Source organism: Ruegeria atlantica (genome assembly GCF_947495585.1).
In the GTDB taxonomy this organism is placed as follows: domain Bacteria; phylum Pseudomonadota; class Alphaproteobacteria; order Rhodobacterales; family Rhodobacteraceae; genus Ruegeria; species Ruegeria atlantica_G.
This window is the reverse complement of sequence record NZ_CANLZK010000002.1, coordinates 240,212-261,313: the sequence shown is the minus strand read 5'-3', so window position 1 is coordinate 261,313 and position 21,102 is coordinate 240,212. Positions and strand designations below refer to the sequence as shown.

Annotated in this window: 23 protein-coding genes; 9 read left to right on the top strand and 14 right to left on the bottom strand. The window is 58.0% G+C overall.

From position 1 onward, the window contains the following. Positions 1 to 48 precede the first annotated feature (48 nt). The 4 genes from groL (at position 49) to QMP16_RS07040 (ending at position 4,681) form a co-directional block, all read left to right on the top strand. A complete protein-coding gene (groL, locus tag QMP16_RS07055) occupies positions 49 to 1,692 on the top strand; it encodes a chaperonin GroEL (protein ID WP_058275524.1) in 1,644 nt (547 codons plus the stop codon). 186 nt (positions 1,693 to 1,878) lie between these two features. After that, positions 1,879 to 2,721 (top strand): DMT family transporter, encoded by an 843-nt coding sequence (locus QMP16_RS07050; protein ID WP_282151780.1) that lies wholly within the window; start codon positions 1,879 to 1,881, stop codon positions 2,719 to 2,721. 38 nt (positions 2,722 to 2,759) lie between these two features. Continuing rightward, positions 2,760 to 3,533 carry an alpha/beta fold hydrolase gene (locus QMP16_RS07045; protein ID WP_282151779.1) on the top strand — a complete coding sequence of 258 codons (774 nt, stop codon included), beginning with the start codon at positions 2,760 to 2,762 and terminating at the stop codon, positions 3,531 to 3,533. Further along, entirely contained in the window at positions 3,530 to 4,681 is a 1,152-nt protein-coding gene (locus QMP16_RS07040; RefSeq protein WP_282151778.1) for an alpha-D-ribose 1-methylphosphonate 5-triphosphate diphosphatase, read from the top strand. Before QMP16_RS07045 ends, QMP16_RS07040 begins: the two co-directional genes overlap by 4 nt. A gap of 1 nt (position 4,682) precedes the next feature. Here QMP16_RS07040 and QMP16_RS07035 read toward each other — a convergent pair whose 3' ends face one another. The 4 genes from QMP16_RS07035 to QMP16_RS07020 form a co-directional block, all read right to left on the bottom strand. Further along, the gene (locus QMP16_RS07035) at positions 4,683 to 5,750 is read right to left on the bottom strand and encodes a 5-(carboxyamino)imidazole ribonucleotide synthase (RefSeq protein ID WP_282151777.1); all 1,068 of its coding nucleotides are present in this window, start codon (positions 5,748 to 5,750) and stop codon (positions 4,683 to 4,685) included. Beyond that, on the bottom strand, positions 5,750 to 6,508 hold the full coding sequence (locus tag QMP16_RS07030; RefSeq protein ID WP_282151776.1) for an NAD(P)-binding domain-containing protein: 759 nt from the start codon (positions 6,506 to 6,508) through the stop codon (positions 5,750 to 5,752). The genes QMP16_RS07035 and QMP16_RS07030 overlap by 1 nt, the downstream gene beginning before the upstream one ends. Beyond that, positions 6,505 to 6,990, bottom strand: coding sequence for a 5-(carboxyamino)imidazole ribonucleotide mutase (gene purE, locus QMP16_RS07025; protein WP_058276051.1), 486 nt, complete (start codon positions 6,988 to 6,990; stop codon positions 6,505 to 6,507). Before purE ends, QMP16_RS07030 begins: the two co-directional genes overlap by 4 nt. A 77-nt stretch (positions 6,991 to 7,067) precedes the next feature. Beyond that, positions 7,068 to 7,292 (bottom strand): YdcH family protein, encoded by a 225-nt coding sequence (locus tag QMP16_RS07020; protein ID WP_058275529.1) that lies wholly within the window; start codon positions 7,290 to 7,292, stop codon positions 7,068 to 7,070. A gap of 164 nt (positions 7,293 to 7,456) precedes the next feature. Here QMP16_RS07020 and QMP16_RS07015 point away from each other — a divergent pair, with 164 nt between their 5' ends. The 4 genes from QMP16_RS07015 to QMP16_RS07000 all read left to right on the top strand — a co-directional run bounded on the left by QMP16_RS07015 (position 7,457) and on the right by QMP16_RS07000 (position 9,950). Continuing rightward, positions 7,457 to 7,870, top strand: coding sequence for an Hsp20 family protein (locus QMP16_RS07015; RefSeq protein ID WP_058280036.1), 414 nt, complete (start codon positions 7,457 to 7,459; stop codon positions 7,868 to 7,870). Between the two features lie 5 nt (positions 7,871 to 7,875). Then, positions 7,876 to 8,100, top strand: coding sequence for a DUF1150 family protein (locus QMP16_RS07010; RefSeq protein ID WP_282151775.1), 225 nt, complete (start codon positions 7,876 to 7,878; stop codon positions 8,098 to 8,100). Between the two features lie 96 nt (positions 8,101 to 8,196). Further along, on the top strand, positions 8,197 to 9,084 hold the full coding sequence (locus QMP16_RS07005) for a PhzF family phenazine biosynthesis protein (protein ID WP_282151774.1): 888 nt from the start codon (positions 8,197 to 8,199) through the stop codon (positions 9,082 to 9,084). Continuing rightward, on the top strand, positions 9,081 to 9,950 hold the full coding sequence (locus QMP16_RS07000) for a glycosyltransferase family 10 (protein WP_282151773.1): 870 nt from the start codon (positions 9,081 to 9,083) through the stop codon (positions 9,948 to 9,950). The genes QMP16_RS07005 and QMP16_RS07000 overlap by 4 nt, the downstream gene beginning before the upstream one ends. On the opposite strand, the gene QMP16_RS06995 is transcribed toward QMP16_RS07000, so the two are convergent. The 5 genes from QMP16_RS06995 to trxB all read right to left on the bottom strand — a co-directional run bounded on the left by QMP16_RS06995 (position 9,947) and on the right by trxB (position 15,985). Next, on the bottom strand, positions 9,947 to 10,804 hold the full coding sequence (locus QMP16_RS06995) for a hypothetical protein (protein WP_282151772.1): 858 nt from the start codon (positions 10,802 to 10,804) through the stop codon (positions 9,947 to 9,949). The two genes, QMP16_RS07000 and QMP16_RS06995, sit on opposite strands and share 4 nt — an antisense overlap. A 111-nt stretch (positions 10,805 to 10,915) precedes the next feature. Continuing rightward, positions 10,916 to 12,634 (bottom strand): bifunctional sulfate adenylyltransferase/adenylylsulfate kinase, encoded by a 1,719-nt coding sequence (locus QMP16_RS06990; RefSeq protein ID WP_282151771.1) that lies wholly within the window; start codon positions 12,632 to 12,634, stop codon positions 10,916 to 10,918. Between the two features lie 206 nt (positions 12,635 to 12,840). After that, positions 12,841 to 14,511: an adenylate/guanylate cyclase domain-containing protein gene (locus tag QMP16_RS06985; RefSeq protein WP_282151770.1), complete on the bottom strand. Its 1,671-nt coding sequence runs from the start codon at positions 14,509 to 14,511 to the stop codon at positions 12,841 to 12,843. A 51-nt stretch (positions 14,512 to 14,562) separates the two neighbouring features. Next, a complete protein-coding gene (locus tag QMP16_RS06980) occupies positions 14,563 to 15,039 on the bottom strand; it encodes an RES family NAD+ phosphorylase (protein WP_282151769.1) in 477 nt (158 codons plus the stop codon). A gap of 4 nt (positions 15,040 to 15,043) precedes the next feature. Further along, positions 15,044 to 15,985 (bottom strand): thioredoxin-disulfide reductase, encoded by a 942-nt coding sequence (gene trxB / locus QMP16_RS06975; RefSeq protein ID WP_282151768.1) that lies wholly within the window; start codon positions 15,983 to 15,985, stop codon positions 15,044 to 15,046. Between the two features lie 226 nt (positions 15,986 to 16,211). Between trxB and QMP16_RS06970 the strand changes: the two genes are divergently transcribed. Beyond that, positions 16,212 to 16,712, top strand: coding sequence for an Lrp/AsnC family transcriptional regulator (locus tag QMP16_RS06970; RefSeq protein WP_058275538.1), 501 nt, complete (start codon positions 16,212 to 16,214; stop codon positions 16,710 to 16,712). Positions 16,713 to 16,828: 116 nt separating this feature from the next. On the opposite strand, the gene QMP16_RS06965 is transcribed toward QMP16_RS06970, so the two are convergent. The 5 genes from QMP16_RS06965 to lgt form a co-directional block, all read right to left on the bottom strand. After that, entirely contained in the window at positions 16,829 to 17,611 is a 783-nt protein-coding gene (locus QMP16_RS06965) for a Hint domain-containing protein (protein ID WP_282151767.1), read from the bottom strand. A gap of 332 nt (positions 17,612 to 17,943) precedes the next feature. Beyond that, positions 17,944 to 18,072: a hypothetical protein gene (locus QMP16_RS06960; protein ID WP_255415383.1), complete on the bottom strand. Its 129-nt coding sequence runs from the start codon at positions 18,070 to 18,072 to the stop codon at positions 17,944 to 17,946. A 270-nt stretch (positions 18,073 to 18,342) separates the two neighbouring features. Then, positions 18,343 to 19,101, bottom strand: a complete 759-nt coding sequence (gene pgeF / locus QMP16_RS06955; RefSeq protein ID WP_282151766.1) for a peptidoglycan editing factor PgeF — start codon at positions 19,099 to 19,101, stop codon at positions 18,343 to 18,345. Beyond that, positions 19,098 to 20,165, bottom strand: a complete 1,068-nt coding sequence (locus QMP16_RS06950; RefSeq protein WP_282151765.1) for a class I SAM-dependent methyltransferase — start codon at positions 20,163 to 20,165, stop codon at positions 19,098 to 19,100. The genes pgeF and QMP16_RS06950 overlap by 4 nt, the downstream gene beginning before the upstream one ends. Beyond that, positions 20,162 to 21,049 (bottom strand): prolipoprotein diacylglyceryl transferase, encoded by an 888-nt coding sequence (gene lgt, locus QMP16_RS06945; RefSeq protein ID WP_282151764.1) that lies wholly within the window; start codon positions 21,047 to 21,049, stop codon positions 20,162 to 20,164. Before lgt ends, QMP16_RS06950 begins: the two co-directional genes overlap by 4 nt. Between the last annotated feature and the right edge of the window lie 53 nt (positions 21,050 to 21,102).

The following is a 21,102-nucleotide window of genomic DNA, read 5'->3' as shown; positions in this document are numbered from 1 at the left end:
GCGCTTCTCTGATCTTCATTTCCAACATTTTTCTCAAGGAGAAACAACATGGCTGCTAAGGACGTCAAGTTCGACACCGATGCCCGCAACCGCATGCTGTCAGGTGTGAACATCCTGGCCGATGCTGTCAAAGTGACCCTGGGCCCCAAAGGCCGCAACGTGGTTCTGGACAAATCCTTCGGCGCACCGCGCATCACCAAAGACGGTGTATCGGTTGCCAAGGAAATCGAACTGGAAGATAAGTTCGAAAACATGGGCGCGCAGATGGTGAAAGAAGTCGCCAGCCGCACCAATGACGAAGCCGGCGACGGCACCACCACTGCAACTGTTCTGGCTCAGTCGATCGTCAAAGAAGGTCTGAAGCAGGTTGCTGCTGGCCTGAACCCGATGGACCTGAAGCGCGGCATCGACCTGGCAACTGCCAAGGTCGTTGAAGGCATCAAAGAGATGGCGCGTGAAGTCAAAGACTCGGCTGAAGTCGCTCAGGTTGGCACCATCTCGGCCAACGGCGAAGCCGAAATCGGTCAGCAAATCGCAGACGCGATGCAGAAGGTTGGCAACGAAGGCGTTATCACCGTCGAAGAAAACAAAGGTCTGGAAACCGAGACCGATGTTGTCGAGGGCATGCAGTTTGACCGTGGCTACCTGTCGCCTTACTTCGTCACCAACGCAGACAAAATGATCGCAGATCTCGACGACTGCATGATCCTGCTGCACGAAAAGAAACTGTCCTCGCTGCAGCCGATGGTTCCGCTGCTGGAGCAAGTGATCCAGTCGCAAAAGCCGCTGCTGATTATTGCAGAAGACGTTGAAGGCGAAGCGCTGGCAACTCTGGTTGTTAACAAACTGCGCGGCGGCCTGAAAATTGCTGCTGTCAAAGCACCGGGCTTCGGCGATCGTCGCAAAGCCATGCTGCAGGACATCGCAATCCTGACCGGTGGTCAGGTCATCAGCGAAGATCTGGGCATGAAGCTCGAGTCCGTCACCATGGACATGCTGGGCACCGCCAAGAAGATCGAAATCACCAAAGACGAAACCACCATCGTCGACGGTGCTGGCGAGAAAGCCGAGATCGAAGCACGTGTTGCTCAGATCCGCACTCAGATCGAAGAAACCTCGTCGGATTACGACCGTGAGAAGCTGCAAGAACGCGTTGCCAAACTGGCAGGCGGTGTTGCTGTTATCCGCGTCGGCGGCATGACCGAAGTTGAAGTGAAAGAGCGTAAAGATCGTGTTGACGATGCTCTGAACGCAACGCGCGCAGCCGTTCAGGAAGGCGTTGTTGTGGGCGGTGGCGTTTCGCTGGTTCAGGCCGGTAAAGCACTGGACACTCTGAAAGGCGCAAACGCTGATCAGGACGCAGGCATCAATATCGTGCGTAAAGCCATCGAAGCGCCGCTGCGCCAGATTGCTGAGAACGCGGGCGTCGACGGCGCAGTTGTTGCAGGCAAGGTTCGCGAATCTTCGGAAGCGGCCTTTGGTTTCAACGCTCAGACCGAAGAATATGGCGACATGTTCTCGTTCGGCGTGATCGACCCGGCCAAAGTTGTCCGTACCGCACTGGAAGACGCGGCGTCGGTTGCTGGCCTGCTGGTCACCACCGAAGCAATGGTTGCTGACAAGCCTGCCAAAGACGGCGCGCCTGCTGGCGGCGGCATGCCCGACATGGGCGGCATGGGCGGCATGATGTAAGACGTCGAATTCGCCTCGGCGAATTCTGACGGTCCCGACAGGCGCTTGGCTGTAAGGCCAAGCCGCCGAAGGGGAAGCCTTAAAATATAGGGACGGGGTCGCCTTCGGGCGGCCCCGTTCCGTTTTGCGGACCACCCGCGGGAATGTGAGTGTGCAAAACGCGCCGAAACCGGCTATGCGGTTGATATGAAACTGTTCCTACTCACGTGCCTGACGATGTGCGCCTTTGCGTCCAACTCGATACTTAATCGTCTGGCGATTGATAGTGGCGCCAGCGATCCTGCCGCCTTTGCCGTGGTGCGGGTCTTAGCTGGCGCAGTGGTGCTAGCCGGGTTGGTTCTTCTAAAGGCTGGCCACTTGCCCCTGTTTGACCGACGCAGGATTGCCGGGGCGGGGTCGTTGTCCCTGTACATGATCGGATTCTCTATCGCCTATCTGACGCTGGATGCGGGTCTTGGCGCGCTGATACTGTTCGGGGTGGTGCAGGTGACGATGTTCACTGTGACATCAGTGAAAGGTACTCTGCCCACTGGTCGACAGATCGCGGGCGCCGCAATCGCATTGCTGGGGTTGGTCTACGTGCTGTGGCCGTCCGGATCGATACAGGTCAACCCGATCGGGGCTGTCCTGATGATCGCCGCCGGGATCGGCTGGGCAATCTATTCGTTGGTTGGCAAGTCCGAACCTGATGCCTTATCCGGCACTGCGGCCAATTTTGTCGTGGCATTGCCCGTGACAACGCTGGCTTTGTTGGCGACAGGAGGGGCTTGGCAAATGACCGCTAACGGATACTTGCTGGCCGCGTTGGCCGGCGCGGTTACTTCGGGGATGGGGTATGCGCTGTGGTATCAGGTTCTGCGGGAATTGACACCCACAACGGCGGCCGTCGTGCAACTCAGCGTTCCGATCATAGCCATTATTGGCGGTATCCTCCTGCTGGGTGAGGCCGCCAGTCTGCGCCTGATCCTGGGGGCGGGCCTGGTATTGGGCGGAATTGCACTGGCCGTTCTGCGCAGGACGCCGCGGTAGGGGTTTATTCGCTGGACGTTAGACCTTATCTGGCGGCTATGCGTTACTTGCTTGCCCTCTTTCTGTTCTTTGTACCTGCCATTGTGCAGGCAAAATGCGTGGTCCTGCTGCATGGGCTAGCACGGACCGAAGCGTCCTTTACCGTCATGGAACAGCTGTTCAAGTCGCATGGTTACACCGTTGTGCGCCCGGGATATCCGTCCACGGACCTGCCTATTCCCGAACTGGCTGCAAAGACGCTGCCAGATGCATTTGCCGAATGTGGCGACGACAAAGTCAATGTGGTTGCGCATTCGATGGGCGGCATCCTGTTGCGCTATTGGCTACAGGATAACCATCCGGAGAATCTGGGTCGCGTCGTCATGCTCGGCCCGCCCAATCAGGGCAGTCAGTTAGTGGACGAACTTAGCGCGTATGAGGTGTTCGGGATGCTGAATGGCCCGGCTGGCCTGGCGCTGGGGACGGGCCCCGAAGGTATCCCAAGGCAACTGCCGCCTGCGGATTTCGAACTGGGTGTCATCGCCGGTGAGAATTCGCTGAACCCGCTGTTTTCGTCGATGATTGACGGTTCGGATGACGGCAAGGTCTCGGTTGAGACCACCAAGGTCGACGGGATGGCGGACCATATCGTTCTGCCAGTGACCCACACTTTCATGATGAACAACCCCCGCGTGATGGCGCAGGCGCTGCATTTCATCGAGTTTGGACAGTTTGACCCACAGATCACATGGCTGGACGGGGTGATGGAAATCATCGACGAAATCTGCATCGGGCAGGATTGTTCGGAACCCGCGTCGGAGCCTTCCCAATGACTGCACTTTCTCTGACTTTATCCGGCGCAGAGGTCTTGTTGCCGGACCAAGGGATGACTCGTGCAGACCTGTCCATTTCTGAGGGGATCGTGCAAGAGGACCGCGCTGGCCGAACAATCGAACTGTCGGGATATCTTGTGATGCCCGGTATCATCGACCTGCACGGCGACGGGTTCGAGCGTCACATCGCACCGCGCCGCGGTGCGATGAAGCAGATGGACGAGGGCATCCTGTCGGTCGAGGCTGAACTGGCCGCCAACGGGATCACGACGGCGGTTCTGGCCCAGTTCCTGAGTTGGGAGGGCGGCGTACGCGGCCCTGAATTCGCTGGCCAAGTTTTTGATGCTATCGCGTCGGTCAAAGATCGCGTCGTCACCGATCTGCTGCCTCAGCTACGGTTCGAAACACACATGCTGGCGGAATACTCCAGCCTGCCTGAACGCATCGCCGATTGGCAGGTGCCCTATGTCGTGTTCAACGACCACTTGCCGCATGACCGGTTGGCCGAGGGGCGCAAGCCGCCACGTTTAACGGGGCAGGCGCTTAAGGCAGGGCGCAATCCGGACGCACATTTTGAGATGCTGCTGTCCATGCATGCCCGCCGGGATGATGTGCCCGCTGCCTTGGACACGCTCTGTACGGCGCTGGCCGAGCAGGGTGTCCGTATGGGCAGTCATGACGACGCAACCGCCCAAACCCGCGCCGATTGGCGGGCGCGGGGGGCGCAGATCGCGGAATTCCCAGAAACGCTAGAGGCAGCCGAGGCTGCACGGGCTGCTGGGGATCACGTTATTCTCGGATCACCCAACGTGGTGCGTGGCGGATCGCACAAGGGCAACGTCAGCGCGTTGGATCTGATCACGATGGGGCTGTGTGATGCGCTCGCCTCGGATTACCATTACCCCAGTCCCAGGCGCGCGGCTTTGATGCTGGCCAAATCCGGTCTGTTGGATCTGGCCGGAGCCTGGGCGTTGGTCTCTTCCGGTCCGGCACGGGTTCTTGGGTTGCAGGACCGGGGCACGCTCGCCCCGGGTCAACGCGCAGACCTAGTGATCCTTGATGCTCGGTCCCACCGCGTCGCCGCCACGCTGGCTGGTGGGCGGGTTAGTTTCATGTCCGGCGATATCGCCGCACGGTTCGTGGGCTGAGTCACTGCGTGATGCGGTTGAAATGCGCCAACTTGCGGCCCGGTTTGACCTCAGCCTTGCCATAGAGATGAAGCGCCACGTCGCGTTCCCGTGCCAATTCCGGCACACGGTCCATATCATCACCGATCAGGTTCTCCATGACCACGTCCGAATGGCGTTGACCATCACCCAGGGGCCATCCCGCCACAGCGCGGATATGCTGTTCGAACTGATCCACCGCGCAGCCGTTCTGTGTCCAGTGACCCGAGTTGTGCACCCGAGGCGCAACCTCATTCACGATCAACCCTTCTGACGTGACGAACAGTTCGACCCCCATGACACCGACGTAATCCAGCGCGTTCAAGATATTGGCGGCCAGAAGAACAGCATCGGTTCGTTGCGCCGGGGCAAGGCGGGCGGGTACCGTGGTGGTGTGCAAGATGCCATCGCGGTGCACGTTTTCACCGGGGTCGAAACAGGACACTTGACCGTCGATGCTGCGGGCGGCGATGACCGATACCTCGTGGCTGAAATTGACGAACCCTTCGAGGATTGCGGGCGTGCCTGCCATATCGGCCAGTGCGGCCTCGGCATCCTCGGGGCCGCGCAGGCGCGCCTGCCCCTTGCCGTCATAGCCAAAGCGACGGGTTTTCAGGATGGCTGGCGTGCCAATCTGGTCAATCGCTGCCTTTAGGCTGTCCAGATCGGTGATGTCGGCGAACGGCGCTGTTTTCAAACCCAACCCGGCAAGGAAAGTCTTTTCGGTCAGTCGATCTTGACTGACACGCAGCGCCTCGCGCCCCGGATGGATAGGGCAATGTGCTTCCAACAGGTCCAGCGCTTCGGTCGGGATATTTTCGAATTCATAGGTGATGACATCGACGGACTCGGCAAAGGCCTTCAGTGCCGCAGCGTCATCATAAGCTGCAGTCGTCACATGCTCCGCCACCTGACCGGCGGGTGGGTTGGCACCTGGCTCAAAGATGTGGGTTACAAAGCCCAACCGGGCCGCTGCGACGGACAACATCCGGCCCAATTGGCCACCGCCCAGAATTCCAATCCGCGCCCCCGGAGCAAGCATGTCCGTCATCAATCAGTCTCCAACCTTTTTCCAATCGCCTGCAGGGCCGAGCGCAGCGCATCATGTGCGTTGCCCGCATGCAAGGCCTGCGTCATTTGCAGGCTGAGTGTTCCATCAGTTGCCAGCGCGTCCCGTTCTTCGGCCAAACGCCCGGCTTGCCCAGTTTGCATTGTGTGCAGAAACCCGGATAGCAGCTGTGTCGTATAAAACTCTGAGGCATCCGCGTCGCCCGTTTGCTCGGCCAGCCACTCGGCACCCGTTGCCAACACGTCCAGAATGCCCGGGACCATGGCGCAGACGGCAAAATGTGCATTCAGCGCGGTCTCGTTGGATACCTTGACGACCGGGTTTTCGGGCTCGAACAATTCAGCCAGCAAGGCGTCGTTTCCGAACGCTGCAAGCGGGCATCCACCTTGCTGAAGAAAACCCAATGGGATCGTTTGTACAAAGTCAGTTGCGGGGGCGCATAACGCGGCAAGCTGATCCACCGATACAGCCGCCATCACTGACACGATCTGCTGATCCGAGCGAAAGTTTAGCTGTTCCAATACTTCCGGGGCGATTTGGGGGCGCAGGCAAAGAAAAACGATATCTGATGCGTCAAGAACCGCTTGTGGGTTCGCGACCACGATATCCAGTTCAGCTTTCAGTTCGGACGAGACTGTGGCGTTGCGCTCAGTCACGGCGATCTCGTGCCCTTTTGCCGCAAGAAAACGCGCAATGGGGGCTGCAATATGTCCGGTTCCGATGAAGCCGATACGGCTCATCCCTGCGGTTCCTCGGGGATCGAGGCCGAAAGGGCCGCGCGCCAGGCATCCAGACGATCAGCCAGCGCTGGGTCTTGCAGAGCAAGGATACCGGCCGCCATCAACCCGGCATTGGCCCCACCGGCCGAGCCGATAGCCATGGTCGCCACCGGAAAACCTTTGGGCATCTGCACAATGGAATACAGCGAATCGACGCCGGACAGGGCCCGCGTCTGCACAGGCACACCGATCACCGGCACGCGGGTTTTTGAGGCCATCATCCCAGGCAGATGCGCAGCACCGCCCGCACCCGCGATAATCACATCCAAGCCGCGCTGAACGGCGGTTTTGCCATAGTCCCAAAGGCGATCAGGGGTGCGGTGGGCCGAAACGATGCGTTTTTCATACGCAATGCCCAGTTCATCCAGAATGTCTGCGGCTTCTTTCATCGTGGGCCAGTCCGACTGGCTGCCCATGATGATCCCCACTTTCACATCGCTCATCCGCTTGTCGCCCTTGCCTGCCGAAAGAGCGCGCACTATAGCCAAATCGGCCTATCTGGCAATGCGGTACAGGGCCTTCAGGCGATGATATCCGGGGTCAGTCGATCCTCGATCAGGCGAATGATGTCCTTAAGGCGCAGTTTCTGCTTTTTCAGCCGCTTGATCGTTAACTGGTCCGACGTCCCCGTGGCTTGCAGCGCTTCGATCGCCTCGTCCAGATCGCGGTGCTGGCGGCGAAAGACCTCCAGCTCGACCCGAAGAACTTCATCTGTTTTCATTGAAATGTCAGTGGGCGCGTTCATGGACGACTCGGTTGTTGTTGTGGTGCTTTCCACACAAGATAGTGTGTCAGGGTTTATCCGGCCAGACCTTGTGGACATCCCTGCATATTCCCATATTCTATCATACGCGGTTGCCAGAACGGGACCGCACCACACGTCGCTTTGGCAATAAAGGACGAAAATACGTGTCGAAACTTACTCTTGGCTCATACCCGCATCTTTTGGGGTTCGAGCAGTTGGAACGCCTTCTGGAACGGTCTGCAAAGGCCGGAAACGAAGGATACCCGCCCTATAACATCGAACAGACCTCGGATTTTTCCTATCGCATCACGCTGGCTGTGGCCGGTTTTGCGGAACAGGACCTGTCGATTACCATCGAGGATCGCCAACTGGTGATCCGGGGCCGTCAACGCGACGATAGCGAGGGGCGCATCTTTCTGCATCGCGGCATCGCGGCGCGTCAATTTCAGCGCATGTTTGTGCTGGCGGACGGTGTCGAAGTGGGCGAGGCGATCATGGAAAACGGTCTGCTGCATGTGGATCTGACCCGCGCCGTGCCTGAAACCGTGGTTCAGACAATCAATATACGGAAGGGGTAAGAGCAATGAATACACCGATTGAAATCAACACCGAAGGCGACCGGATCGTCTATGTAAAAGCTGTCGATGTTGCTGACCTGCCGCGCGAATTGCGTGAACAGGCCGGTGATCTGGATCAGCTCTACGCTGTGCATGACTCAGATGGTCAGCAACTGGCCCTGGTCGCAGATCGCAAGCTGGCCTTTATTCTGGCGCGCGAACATGACTTTTCCCCGGTGGCCGTGCACTAAAACGGCCCCCGCAGCGTGTGATTTTCCCGTGACATCCGCCGCCCCACGGGTGAGATATGCGAACCAATACGGGTTCGCAGGGCGGAGGCACCAAACATGAGTTGGTTTGATTTTGACTGGGTGGACGCATTCAGCGACCGCGCCTTTGGTGGCAATGGATGCGCCGTGGTGCATGGTGGGGCCGTCCTACCCAAAGATGTCTGCACGGCTTACGTGCGCGAAACGTCCTTGGTCGAATGTACCTTTACCGGGCCGTCTGACGTGGCCGACTTCCAAGTGCGCTATTTTCTGGCCAGCCGTGAAATTCCTTTTGCGGGTCATCCAACCATTGCCACTGTCGCGGCGATGCGGTCGCGTGGGCTGTTTCAGGGGGATGCACTGACACTGGACACCGGGGCAGGGATCGTTTCCATCCAACTCAATGGTGATGAGATTGAGATGACGCAGGTTCCCCCGCAATTTGGTGCGATGGTTCCTGCCGATCTGGTTGCCGCCGCCATCAGCCTGCCGGAAAGCGCGATCATCTCCCCACCTCAGATGGTATCCACAGGGTTGCCCTTTTGTGTCACCGTATTGCGCGATCATGAAGCCTTGCGCGCCGCGAAGTTGGTTGAAGAACCTTTGCGAAAAGTGATCGAAGCAGGCGGGTATTCGGGGTCGGACATGGCCGAGCCCTTCCTTGTGACGCTGGAAGGTGCGACCGAGGCGGGCGACACATTCTCACGTCTGTTGATGCTGCCGCCCAGCCCGCCCGAGGATCCCTTCACGGGATCAGCAACCGGGGCGATGGCAGCTTACCTGTGGAAGTATGGTTTGATGCCCAAAGATACGTTTACGGCAGAACAGGGCCACGATTTGGGCCGCCCCGGCCAAGCGACCGTTACACGCGTTGGACCCGCCGATGCAATGACCGGTATCAAGGTGGCGGGTCGCGGCTATATTCTAATGCGCGGTCAGGTCAATTTTCCCGGGCAACTGTCATGACCGAACCCGCGATCGCCATCCTGCCTTACGGGCATCGATTAGGGCCGAAACTGGCTTCGGTTCCATTGTCCGATCTGATCTGGCCCGAAGGGTGCCCCGAGCGCTTGATGGGCAAAACAGTTGGCGATCTTGAGCGTACCGACCATCTGATTATGTATCCCAATTCTACCGTGCATTTGCGCCTGCGCCGGGGCACCCGCGCCCGGATTTCGCTGATGATGGGCGAACCGTCGGCCATTCACGCCAAGCACGACAAGATGCTCCGCTACACATGGCGGCGGTTCTTTCGGGTGATGACGTTTCATGATGTGCTGTTGCGAAACCTTCCCAATGCGGTGTTTCTGCCCTACGGCGTGACGATGGTGCCGGATTGGCGTGACCTCAACGTAGAGAAAACGAAGTCCTGCTCGCTAATTGCCTCAGCCAAACGCGATCTGGAGGGGCACCAACTGCGCCATTCGGTGATTGACTGGGTGCGGGAAACGGGTGCTGACGTTGATATCATGGGGCGGGGATACACGCCATTTGACCGCAAATCCGACGGCTTGGCCCCGTATCGCTATTCCGTTGTGATCGAGAATGTTCGCGAGAAGAACTATTTCTCGGAAAAGCTGACAGATGCGATCTTATGCTCAACGGTCCCGATCTATTGGGGGTGTCCGAATATAGGGGACTTCATGGACACAGCCGGTATGATCCTCTGTGAATCCGAGGCCGACATTCAGCGCGCGATCAACAGCCTGTCCGCTGACGACTATGCCGAACGCCTGCCGCATATGAAAGCTGCGCAAAGCAAGGCGGCAGAGTTCGGTGACTTTGAAGGCCGTGCGGTGCGGACCCTGCGCGAACAGATAAACGCGGCCTAGTGGTCCGATGGCCGCGGGGCCAGCCATCCCGTCGGCAAGATCGGATTCGCCGAGGCGTCGATCCCATGTCGAAGGCAAAGCCGCTGCAGATATGATCCGCTGACCGGCAGCCCGGCGGTTTTGCCTGCCATGAACTTTTTCTGATGTCCGTAGATGTGGACTGAATGCACCTTATCCCGTTCGATCTCGGCCGTGGAAATGCGCGGATCGTGCAGTTGCCATAGCTGATCCTTGTCCAAAGGATAGAACACTTCCGGCTGCATCGCGTGGCTGTCTTCGCCAGTCTGGCGCAGAAAGAACTCCAGCGCCTTGGGGCCAGAGCTGCCCCAGGGCAGTGTTTCAATGCCCCAGGTTTCACCGTTTCGGATGCGCCTGCGATTGTTTCGAAGCAGCCGACCGCCGCGCCAGGGCTGAGTTGGGTTGGCAGAGGTCACGAAGTCAATCCATAACGCCAGTGTCTCTGAACCTTCCGGCAGCCGCAGGACGCCGTTGGGAAAGGTGCCTGATTGCGACGATCCGAAAACGTAAGACGAAGAAAAGTCGAATGGCTTGACGCAATAGGCATCCAGATCGACCCAGATAAATGCGGTTTTCTGCATCAGCCGCAGCCGAAAGATGTCAGAAAATACTGCGACCCCCAACCGGTCTTCCGGTTTGAAATCAAATGGCGCGGGCCAAAGGATATCAGAAGCGGGCCGTATCTCGGCACCGTTAGGCACGCCTTGGATGTCATGCACGGTATACAGTATAAACCGGTGACCGTTATCCAGATAGGATTGAATGCATAACGCCTCGAGCCAGCTCAAGTCTGAACCAAACCAGAAACTGGCAATTGCAGGCAGGTCGCGGGTCATGGGCACATTGCGTTTTGGTTAGGGTCTGCATTTGCACCAAGGCAGCGTGCGCTTGTCAATCCAACAAAAAAAGCGGCCACTGCTGGCCGCTTTGCTTGTTCGTTGTAGCAATTAGGATGCTGCAATCAGACCCATGCTTTCCAGTTTTAGCAGAACCTGATGGGCGCAGTTGTCGACCTCGACATTTTCGGTCTCGACGCTCAGTTCGGGGTCCGCGGGAACATCATAAGGGTCCGAGATTCCGGTGAACTCTTTGATCTTGCCTTCGCGGGCCAGCTTGTACAGTCCCTTGCGGTCGCGGCGTTCGCATTCCTCAATGGTGGTGGCCACATGAACCTCGCAGAAGGCGCCGAATTGCTCGATCTCTTCCCGGACCGCACGGCGGGTCGTGGCATAGGGCGCGATCGGGGCGCAGATTGCGATGCCGCCGTTCTTGGTTATCTCGCTGGCTACATAGCCAATGCGGCGGATGTTCAGGTCGCGGTGTTCCTTCGAAAAGCCCAGCTCTGACGACAAGTTTTTCCGAACGATGTCACCATCCAGCAAAGTAACCGGGCGGTCGCCCATCTCCATCAGTTTGACCATCAGCGCGTTGGCAATCGTCGACTTGCCCGAGCCTGAAAAGCCGGTGAAGAACACCGTGAATCCCTGCTGCGAACGGGGTGGGAAGCGGCTGCGCAGTTCCTGTACAACTTCGGGGAACGAGAACCATTCCGGAATCTCCAGACCTTCACGCAAACGGCGGCGTAACTCGGTGCCCGAAATATTCAGGATAGTGACATTGTCCTTGTCCAGAATCTCATCGTTCGGCTCGTATTGCGCGCGTTCCTGCACGTAGACCATGTGTTTGAAATCGACCATCTCTACGCCGATCTCATCCTGGTATTTGCGGAACAAATCCTGCGCATCGTAGGGGCCGTAGAAATCTTCGCCCTGACTGTTCTTACCCGGGCCCGCATGGTCACGGCCGACGATAAAGTGGGTGCAGCCATGATTTGCGCGGATCAGCCCGTGCCAGACGGCCTCGCGCGGGCCTGCCATGCGCATTGCAAGATTCAGCAGTGACATTGATGTGGTCGAGGCCGGGTATTTGTCCAGCACTGCCTCATAGCAGCGCACGCGGGTAAAGTGGTCGACGTCGCCAGGTTTGGTCATGCCCACAACTGGATGGATCAGCAGGTTGGCCTGCGCCTCCTTCGCGGCGCGAAAGGTCAATTCCTGGTGCGCGCGGTGCAGCGGGTTGCGGGTCTGGAACGCCACGATACGCCGCCAGCCGACTTTGCGGAAATAGGCGCGCAGCTCGTTCGGAGTGTCGCGGCGCGCGCGAAAGTCATAATGGACCGGCTGTTGAATACCGACCACAGGACCCCCCAGATAAACTTTGCCCGCGACGTTGTGCAGGTAGTTCACCGCCGGGTGGGCGTCGTCATCTGCACCAAAGACTTCTTCGGCCTCGCGTGCCTTGTCAGGCGTCCAGCGGTCCGTGACTGTCATGGTGCCCAGAATGACGCCTTCCTGATCACGCAGAGCGATGTCCTGGCCCAATTCGATTTTGTCGGCGAACGCCTCGTCTACGTCCAGAGTAATGGGCATCGGCCACAAGGTGCCGTCGGCCAGCCGCATGTTTTCAACGACATTGTCGTAGTCCGCCTGGCTCAGGAACCCCTTGAGGGGGTTGAACCCGCCGTTCATCAGCAATTCCAGATCGCAGATCTGGCGCGGGCTCAGGTCCCAGCTGGTCAGATCTGCGGCTTCCACCTTCAGTTTCTGTGCTGAATCGTAGGACACGAACAATTCGGGGATTGGGGCCAGGTTACTTAACATCGTCATAGGAATACTCTTATCGAAGTGCTGTTTTGCCAGTGATTAAGGGGCGTTTGCCCCGGCTTTTGGGTGAAGTCCATATACCTTGGTGAAACAAAGGACGATATGCGCGGTTTTTCCGCGCAATGGAAGGATATTCCTGTTTGTGTGGCAAACTGCGAAGCTGGTTCCCGAGGCGGGCAACAATTCCGCAGAATTGAGAGCGAGTGTTCTTATGCAGCAACACTGGCGTTCAGATCTGCGGCTTTGGGGACGGGCAGGGCAGGAATCGGGCGCGTCACGCCACGCAGGTCGAATGGGCGAACCTGCCGCATATCGCCGTCATATCCTGCCGCCAGCAATAACTCTTCCGAGACCAGAAGTTCGCACCCCAGGGTTTTGGTTTCGGCCTCTAACCGGCTGGCCACATTTACGGTGTCGCCGATGATTGTACGGGCGGCGTGGCCTGCGGCACCGATTTCACCCAGAACAAGGTCCCCCAGATGCAGGCCCATTCCGATGCGGATCCGCGGGCTGCCTTCTGTTTCCAGCTGCTGGTTGAAACGCTGCAAGGCAAGGCTGATATCAATGGCCGCTTTCATCCCGGCACGCGCAGAGCTTCGCGCGTCGGCGGTTTCGAACACGGCCAACAGACCGTCGCCCATGTATTTGTCGACCACTCCGCCCTCAGCCGTGATCGCCGGAACGATGGCGTCAAAAAAGCGGTTCAGCAGGAAAACGATGTCATAGGGCAGTTGGCCAGCGGTGCGCGAGGTAAAGCCGCGCATGTCCAGAAACAGGACCGCCAATTGCCGTTCCTGACCCTGGCTTGCATGTGCCCGGTGACGGGCGCCATCTGGACGGAACATGCGAAACGCTGTGATCGGAGCCATCGGTCGGATTTGACAGGCCAGCCGGGCACCCGCTGGGGCGCTGACCGCAGCTAGGCTTCGGGCTTCGACCTCACCAGGTTCGGGCAGTTGATCCCCGCCCGCCTCGACAATCACGCGGCAGGTGGTGCAGCGCCCTTTGCCACCGCATAGCGCCGTGTGTGGAATGCCGTTGGCCTGGGAAATTTCAAGCAGGGTCATTCCTTTTTCGGCAACGACCTCAGGACCTTGAGCGTACTTGACGCGCACGGAATGTCGGCGGCGCCACAGCTTGCGGATCGCAAAAACCGCCAGGGATGCGCCAAGGGCCACCCAGAACGCCATGAGCGCATTGTCTTTTACGCTGAACAGGTGCTGGAAGTCTTCGGGAGAGGGCCAATTGTAATGTTCAATATATTGTTCGCGCAAAAACGGGTCTGCAAAATCAGCCCAGATCCGGCGCCCTTCCGTCAGCACTCCGGCAAGGGCAAACGTCGGAACAAACACAGCCAGGCCAATCAGATATGGCACCAGCTTGGGCCACCAGCGGGTCAGCCGCAGCCACATGTGCAGTCCGATACAGCCGTGTACCCACACCACCAGCAATAGCAGGCTTTGCATCCAGACCGCGTAGCTGGGCCACATCAGCACGATGATATAGCCCATTTCATCGTTCACATCGTAGACCGTGTTCGCATAGCGCGTTTGCACAATATGCGAGATCAGCTGCAGTGGGATCAACAACCCCAGAACCATCTGCAACCCTGTGCTGAACGGCATGCGCAAAGTCCGGCGCTGGCTGATCGAGTACAGGGCTAACCCCGCGTGAATTAAAAGAGCAGCATAGAGTATTATGCTGCCGACATCGTGGCGTGTGATCACATGCCGGGCATCCTGCATGCCATGCAGGTAGTCTGTGTGAAACAGACCAAGGCCGATGTTGATGAAGTGAAAGAACGCAAAGGCGAACAGAACTAGGCCGCTGCCGATCCTCAGCCGGGTTGCCCACCCGCCTTGCCACAGAACAGTTTTCAATCAGATCACCTGCGTTGGTCTCGCCTGAGGCCGAGTCTGATACGCCGCAGCTTAGCGGTCAAGCGCAGGTTGCGGATAGGGCGGTGTCCAATCTGTTGACGGCGTATTCACACGGATCAGCGAAGGAGACGGGTCGAACAGGACAATGTGGCTGAGTTCGGGGCGCGAGCGTGAGCTGTATAGCAACCCGTCAGCGCCTGCGTCACGCGCGCGGTCCGAGAAGCTCCATGTCGGCGAGGTGCCCTGCTTGGCGTGAATGTCTTGCCAAACGACCGATGCCTCGCGCTGTCCACGTAAGTCGACCAGTTTTGCGCCTGTCACGGTTGCCCGCTGTAAGACCCGTGGTGGATCGCCCGCCGAAACATATCTTCGAATAGCGACCCCAGCACCTTCTGCGCTGAGCGAGGCGTAAAGCGCCGTCTGCCCCGAGTAATGAAAACGCCCCTTTGGCGCCCGAGCAGGGGCCAAAGGGGCGTCCAATTGCGTCAGAAAAAGAATTCTCCAGACCGGGCCGGAGAATTCCAGCATCAGATCAATCCTGTTCGGCCAGGAAACGCTCGGCATCCAGTGCGGCCATGCATCCCATGCCGGCGCTGGTCACAGCCTGCCGGTAGATATGGTCCGTCAGATCCCCGGCGGCAAATACACCCGGCACCGAGGTCTCGGTCGAACCTGGCTTGGTCACGACATAGCCGCCCATATGGCTTTCCAGTGAGTCCTTGACCAGTTCATTGGCAGGTGCGTGTCCGATCGCGACAAAAACGCCTTTGCAGGGGATCTCGGTAATCTCGCCGGTCTTCACGTTTTTGACCCGCACACCTTCGACACCCAGCGGGGCATCGGTGCCGGTCACTTCTTCCAACTCGTGGAACCACAGGGGTTCGATTTTTTCATGCTTCAGCAGCCGGTCCTGCAGGATCTTTTCCGCGCGCAGCTCATCACGACGATGGATCAAAGTGACCTTGCTGGCAAAATTAGTCAGAAACAGCGCCTCTTCGACAGCGGTGTTGCCGCCGCCGATCACCACGATTTCCTGCCCGCGATAGAAGAACCCGTCGCAGGTCGCGCAAGCCGAAACGCCAAAGCCCTTAAATTTCTCTTCCGACGGCAGCCCCAGCCACTTGGCGCGCGCGCCGGTGGCCAGAATGACAGCATCAGCTGTGTAGACCGTGCCGCTGTCGCCTGTTGCGGTGAACGGGCGTTTGCTGACGTCCAGATCGTTGATGATGTCACCGATGATTTCACAGCCCATCGCCTTGGCATGGTCCTGCATACGCACCATCAGGTCGGGGCCTTGAACCTCGGTGTCTCCGGGCCAGTTTTCGACCTCGGTCGTTGTGGTCAGTTGGCCACCCGGCTCGATGCCCTGAACCAGAATCGGCTCCAGCATCGCGCGGCTTGCATAAACGCCGGCCGTGTAACCGGCCGGTCCCGATCCGATGATCAGAACCCTGGTGTGTCGTGTTTCGGCCATAGTACCCCCAACTCGATCTGCCTGATTGGGGCGCGTGGCCCCTGACGGATGGATATAGCGAGCGTCGCGCAGGGCTTAAACCCCCAACCTTTTGACAGGCAGTCATGCATTTGCGGCAAGGTGCCCAAAAAAAGAACATTGAAAATATAGAATATTGCGCAGGTGCGAAAGATAATTGCGCATTGGTCGGGTGCTGATATAACAACCGAAAAATTAGGAGCATTTCATGGTCGCGATACGGCTGGATGAGATTGACCGCAAGATTTTGGCAGAATTGCAGGCAGATGGTCGCATGACCAATGTCGAGTTGGCAAAACGCGTAGGTATTTCAGCGCCGCCTTGCCTGCGGCGCGTGCGTACGTTGGAAGAATCCGGGCTTATTCGCGGCTACCATGCCGATGTGAACTCACGCGAGTTGGGGTTCGAGGTTCAGGTCTTTGCCATGGTGGGGTTGGAAAGCCAGGCCGAATCCGAACTTAACGCATTTGAGGAACGCTGCCGCGAATGGCCGCTGGTTCGGGAATGCCACATGTTGAACGGTGAGGTTGACTTTATCCTGAAATGCGTCGCCCCCGACCTGAGCAGTTTTCAGCAGTTCCTGACGGGCGAGTTGCTGACCACGCCCAATGTAGCCAGCGTAAAAACATCGCTGGTTATTCGCGGCGCCAAGGACGAACCGGGCGTTCCTTTCGACGTTCTGGAAGAACGAATGAACCGGACGGCGTGAACATCATTCGCTTTTGATGCGGTTTTGACGGCGGCAGAAAAGCAGCGACCGTTAATGATAGAACCCAACTAATTATCAGCTGCATAATGCCCCCACATTGCAGTTAGTTTTCGTTGTCACGCAGAAAGCGCATTTATCTCACCGTCTCCTGCGCGTGGTAGAACCAGTGGACCAAAATCGCTCAACGATTCGATATGCGCAAACAAGTTCAAGTAGATCGATCTGAGCGATTGGCTAACCTGGCGTGCGGCATTGACTCCCGGATGGTATGATTCGAATTGCAGGCCATCGACCTTGATGACCGAATGACGTTTCAGGCAGATGTGAAACAGCTCAATCGGGGTCGGCGGCAATGTTTCGATCACGCTCATACCGTCCTGGAATTCATGGACAGGGGTCAGAATCTCGCCCCCGTCGTGTAAATGGCGCAGATGCGCAGGTGTGCCCAGCAGACGAGCTGCGGGTCCCGCAATCACGCCGGACAACGGTTTTTGCATCCCAAATGTATCAGCCATGATCCGAGTTAGCGGGCGTGTTCGGCCACGCGAGTCCTCGCGTCCGGGAATCAGGGTCACCGATCCTTTCCAAAGCACTTTTTGCAAGGCACCGTCCTGTGTCAGAATCGAGTCGCCCGGAAGCAAATCTTCGATTGCCAATGGGCCATGTTCGCTTTCTACTAGGGATCCGCGTGTAAAGGCGCAGAAGGCGTCTTCGAACATGGGCAATGCCGGGGCGATGTGACGGGTTTGCGAAACATCTCCGTTCGGCATCAAGGTGCTGACCTCATAGCGTCGCAACTGTGCCTTTGGTCTTGCTTTTGTCCTCGGGATTTCGTGCAGCATGGCCGAAGTTTCGACCGCATTTCTGGCTGCGCGCGCCAAAGAATGTGGAATTGTCATTTTTATTCTGTCCCCTCTAAAACAACACTCAGACGGGCAGAGCCCTCCGTACAGGGCAACCTGAATGGCATTGTTTTTGTCTTCAGGGAGATAGCGATCGCAGGTCGCACGCCTTGCAGACGTTGCAAGGCAATGAATTTACGCTTTTCTTTGGTCAACACGCTGACCCCCCAGACAAACTCACTAAAACGCAGGCGGAAATTACCTGCGCACACACACCCCTAAACATCGCCGCTGGAAATTTCAGCGGTTAGTCACACATCGGCCCGGAGCACCCCTCCGATGTGCGTCTTGACCCTTGGAACCGGCAGCATGGTCCCTTGGGCTTTTGGTCAGCGTTGGCGTGCCAAGCGGCGCGCGACCCTGACCGAAGAACTGGAAACCCGTTTCCACGGCATTTCCGGTGCCTGTTCTCGCGTGGCCGCAACAACGGCGCTGAGAAAGCGAGATTTAACCTTCATGTTATTATTCCTGCTCGTATCGAGGCAGCTACCCCGGGTTCCTGTGTGGGATCAGTTTGGCGCGTCAATGCGGCACCGATAAGGCTGACTCAGGATTAAAACAGTAAAGTCGAAGGTCGGCAGATCCCCTTATTTTGGAATGCCTCACACCGCGGGATAATCGTTTGATAAACACCTGAGTGCGGACAATAAAAGTCAAAATGTCTCGACTCAAACAGACACAATAAATATGGCGAAAAAGCGGCAATTTCGCCATATTTTGGGCGTGCTCTATAATTTAATGGCGGAAATCAGGCGGCCGTAATCGGCCTCTTTCGCGTGGGTTGAGCGGCGGTAGGAATAGAATCTGTCCGGGTCTGAATAGGTGCAGTGCCGCGTCCATTCCGCCTGACCCACCCCGGCTTGCCGCAATCTGTGCAGACCAAAGGCGGGCAGGTCGAACTGCAGCCGATCCCCATTGCCATTTGCAAAGAACCTGAGGTTTTCGGGCGAATCCGCAGCGAATTCATCCAGGAAATCCGGGCCGACCTCATAGGCGCCTTGTGAAATAGTAGGACCAATGACTGCGACGGTATTTTCTCGCTGCGCGCCCAATGCCTCCATCGCGTCCAGGGTTGCCTCCAATACACCGTCCAAAGCACCGCGCCACCCGGCATGCGCAGCCCCGATCACATTCGCGTCAGAATCGGCAAACAGGACCGGTTGGCAATCCGCTGTCAGAATCGTCAGTGCCAGTCCCGGGGTTGCGGTGACAACGGCATCTGCTTTGGGTTTGTCGCCGTTTATCGGAGCGTTCACCGTCAGAACCGTTGGGGAATGCACTTGATGCACGCCGACCAGAGCGTCCGGGTTGACTTCCATCGCGGCGGCCACGCGCTGACGGTTCACTGCCACTGCTTCGTTTTGGTCAGACGAGCCATAGCCGCAGTTCAAACCCGCGAATATTCCGGAAGACGCACCGCCCCGACGGCTGAAGAATCCATGGCGGACAGGCGATAGGACGTCCGAGGTCAGAATTTCTAATGTCATGGTTCCAGTCCCGGTGGAGGTGCAGCATAAGAAGGATAGAGGCCCAGTACTTTGAACAGATTTCCCATTTCCTCGGGATGCGTCAACCGGCGATGTGCAGCAATGAGCGTCTCAAGCTCAGACCCGCCGAGTGGCGCAGCCAGCGCCTGTGCGCGGGCCGTGATGCCCAACCGTTCCAGAAACATGCCCTGAGGTGTCAGCTTTGTATGGGCGCAACCGGCGGCCCGTGCGGCTATAGCAAGGGGCTCGAAATCTACATGCGCGGTCAGATCCGCCCGACCCGGAGCTTGCAGGGGATCAACACGTTCATGTGATTGCAAAGCTTGAAACGTGTCGCCCAGCGAATGCCAGTCACCGTAATCCACGATCAGCCCCGCCCCGCCATAAGTGGCGATCCGCCCGGCGATCACGGTCAGGATCGGAATTGCGGCCGCGCAGAGTTCAACCAGATCGCCATCTTGGGTGTCTATCATGCGATCCGTCAGCGCGACCTGAGCCGTGTTCGGCCCCAGCCCATACGTCAGCGATTCGCCCTGCGCACCAATCAGACGTTCGCACCAACTATCGCCGTCACGTATGAATTGGCGGACTGGCAGGGCATCAAAAAACTCGTTCGCCACCAGTAACAGGGGTGCATCGGGGAGGTCTGTGAGCATATCGATCCAACGCGGGTTGTGACCGCTCAGCGATTGCGCCTGTCTGTCCCGCAGGGCAGGGGAGGCTTCGAACAAAACAATTTCTGCGGCCTCGTGAAACCCGGATACGCTGCTGGTTGCGCGCAGGATATCCGCCATCAGGGTGCCGCGACCCGGTCCCAACTCTGCTAGAATGAATCTGTCCGGCTTGTCCTGATCCATCCAGCTTTGCGCCAGTGCAAGTCCGATCATTTCTCCGAACATCTGGCTGATTTCCGGGGCGGTGGTGAAATCCCCCTGCGCGCCCAGCGGATCACGAGTGGTGTAGTATCCAAACTTGGGGTTCAGCAGGCATTCAGTCATGAAATCGGCCACGCTCATCGGGCCATTCAGCGCAATTTGCGCCAGTAGGTGATCCTTAAGGTTCATTGAGTGCGTCGCGCGCGCAGCGCAAACCACAGGCCAAGCGCGATCATTGGCAGCGACAGCATTTGCCCCATGGTCAGGCCATAACCACCCACGTGCCATGCCAGCCCCAGCGGATTCCCGGCCGAGACGAACTGTGCGTCAGGCTGACGAAAAAACTCAACAATGAAACGCGAGGCACCATAACCTGCCAGAAATACACCCATCACCAGACCGGGCTTGTGAAACGCCCCACGTCGATAGGCCATCCACAGCAAAAGTGCGCCCAGCAACAAACCTTCCAGTGCGGCTTCATAAAGTTGTGAAGGGTGTCTGGCACACATCCCGGCTACAACACCCGAGCAGTCCTGTGCGGCACCACCTGGAAAGATCACCGCCCATGGAACGTCGCTGGGTCGCCCCCAAAGCTCGGCATTAGTGAAGTTCGCCAACCGCCCTAACAACAGCCCGGGCGGCACAGCATGTGCGATCAGATCAGCCAAAGACAATACCGGCACCTGGTAACGCCGAGCATAGAGATAGGACGCAACGACAACCCCCAGCAGACCACCATGGAAGGCCATGCCGCCCTGCCAGATCATCAAAATCTCTAGTGGATGCGATAAGTAATAGGCCGGTTGATAAAACAGAACGAATCCCAGTCGCCCGCCGAGAATCACCCCAAGGATGATCCAGGTGATCAGATCCTCTAGTTGCTGCGGTTTCATCGGTGGTGTTTGATCAGGCCAAAGGGCCGGACGCTTCAGCGCCGCAGTACCCAATCGCCATGCGATCAGGATACCGGCGATATAGGCCAGCGCGTACCATCTAAGTGCGAACTCCATCCCGAACAGCGAGATCGAGAAAACTTCGGGCGAAAGGTCGGGGAAATTCAGAACAGCCTGCATGTGCGTCTCATTGCCCGGGGTTAGCGGGGCAAGTCAACCTTGAGCCCGGGCCA

What these genes read in the sequence shown, in the direction of transcription:
- groL (WP_058275524.1), top strand. Translation starts at nt 49, where the DNA reads ATGGCTGCTAAGGACGTCAAGTTCGACACCGATGCCCGCAACCGCATG.
- QMP16_RS07010 (WP_282151775.1), top strand. Translation starts at nt 7,876, where the DNA reads ATGAATACACCGATTGAAATCAACACCGAAGGCGACCGGATCGTCTAT.
- QMP16_RS07030 (WP_282151776.1), bottom strand. Translation starts at nt 6,508, where the DNA reads ATGAGCCGTATCGGCTTCATCGGAACCGGACATATTGCAGCCCCCATT.
- QMP16_RS07035 (WP_282151777.1), bottom strand. Translation starts at nt 5,750, where the DNA reads ATGACGGACATGCTTGCTCCGGGGGCGCGGATTGGAATTCTGGGCGGT.
- QMP16_RS07040 (WP_282151778.1), top strand. Translation starts at nt 3,530, where the DNA reads ATGACTGCACTTTCTCTGACTTTATCCGGCGCAGAGGTCTTGTTGCCG.
- QMP16_RS06995 (WP_282151772.1), bottom strand. Translation starts at nt 10,804, where the DNA reads ATGACCCGCGACCTGCCTGCAATTGCCAGTTTCTGGTTTGGTTCAGAC.
- QMP16_RS06990 (WP_282151771.1), bottom strand. Translation starts at nt 12,634, where the DNA reads ATGACGATGTTAAGTAACCTGGCCCCAATCCCCGAATTGTTCGTGTCC.
- QMP16_RS06950 (WP_282151765.1), bottom strand. Translation starts at nt 20,165, where the DNA reads ATGAACCTTAAGGATCACCTACTGGCGCAAATTGCGCTGAATGGCCCG.
- QMP16_RS07020 (WP_058275529.1), bottom strand. Translation starts at nt 7,292, where the DNA reads ATGAACGCGCCCACTGACATTTCAATGAAAACAGATGAAGTTCTTCGG.
- QMP16_RS06960 (WP_255415383.1), bottom strand. Translation starts at nt 18,072, where the DNA reads ATGAAGGTTAAATCTCGCTTTCTCAGCGCCGTTGTTGCGGCCACGCGA.
- QMP16_RS06970 (WP_058275538.1), top strand. Translation starts at nt 16,212, where the DNA reads ATGGTCGCGATACGGCTGGATGAGATTGACCGCAAGATTTTGGCAGAA.
- QMP16_RS07005 (WP_282151774.1), top strand. Translation starts at nt 8,197, where the DNA reads ATGAGTTGGTTTGATTTTGACTGGGTGGACGCATTCAGCGACCGCGCC.
- lgt (WP_282151764.1), bottom strand. Translation starts at nt 21,049, where the DNA reads ATGCAGGCTGTTCTGAATTTCCCCGACCTTTCGCCCGAAGTTTTCTCG.
- QMP16_RS06980 (WP_282151769.1), bottom strand. Translation starts at nt 15,039, where the DNA reads ATGCTGGAATTCTCCGGCCCGGTCTGGAGAATTCTTTTTCTGACGCAA.
- QMP16_RS07000 (WP_282151773.1), top strand. Translation starts at nt 9,081, where the DNA reads ATGACCGAACCCGCGATCGCCATCCTGCCTTACGGGCATCGATTAGGG.
- QMP16_RS07050 (WP_282151780.1), top strand. Translation starts at nt 1,879, where the DNA reads ATGAAACTGTTCCTACTCACGTGCCTGACGATGTGCGCCTTTGCGTCC.
- QMP16_RS06965 (WP_282151767.1), bottom strand. Translation starts at nt 17,611, where the DNA reads ATGACAATTCCACATTCTTTGGCGCGCGCAGCCAGAAATGCGGTCGAA.
- QMP16_RS07045 (WP_282151779.1), top strand. Translation starts at nt 2,760, where the DNA reads ATGCGTTACTTGCTTGCCCTCTTTCTGTTCTTTGTACCTGCCATTGTG.
- trxB (WP_282151768.1), bottom strand. Translation starts at nt 15,985, where the DNA reads ATGGCCGAAACACGACACACCAGGGTTCTGATCATCGGATCGGGACCG.
- pgeF (WP_282151766.1), bottom strand. Translation starts at nt 19,101, where the DNA reads ATGACATTAGAAATTCTGACCTCGGACGTCCTATCGCCTGTCCGCCAT.
- purE (WP_058276051.1), bottom strand. Translation starts at nt 6,990, where the DNA reads ATGAGCGATGTGAAAGTGGGGATCATCATGGGCAGCCAGTCGGACTGG.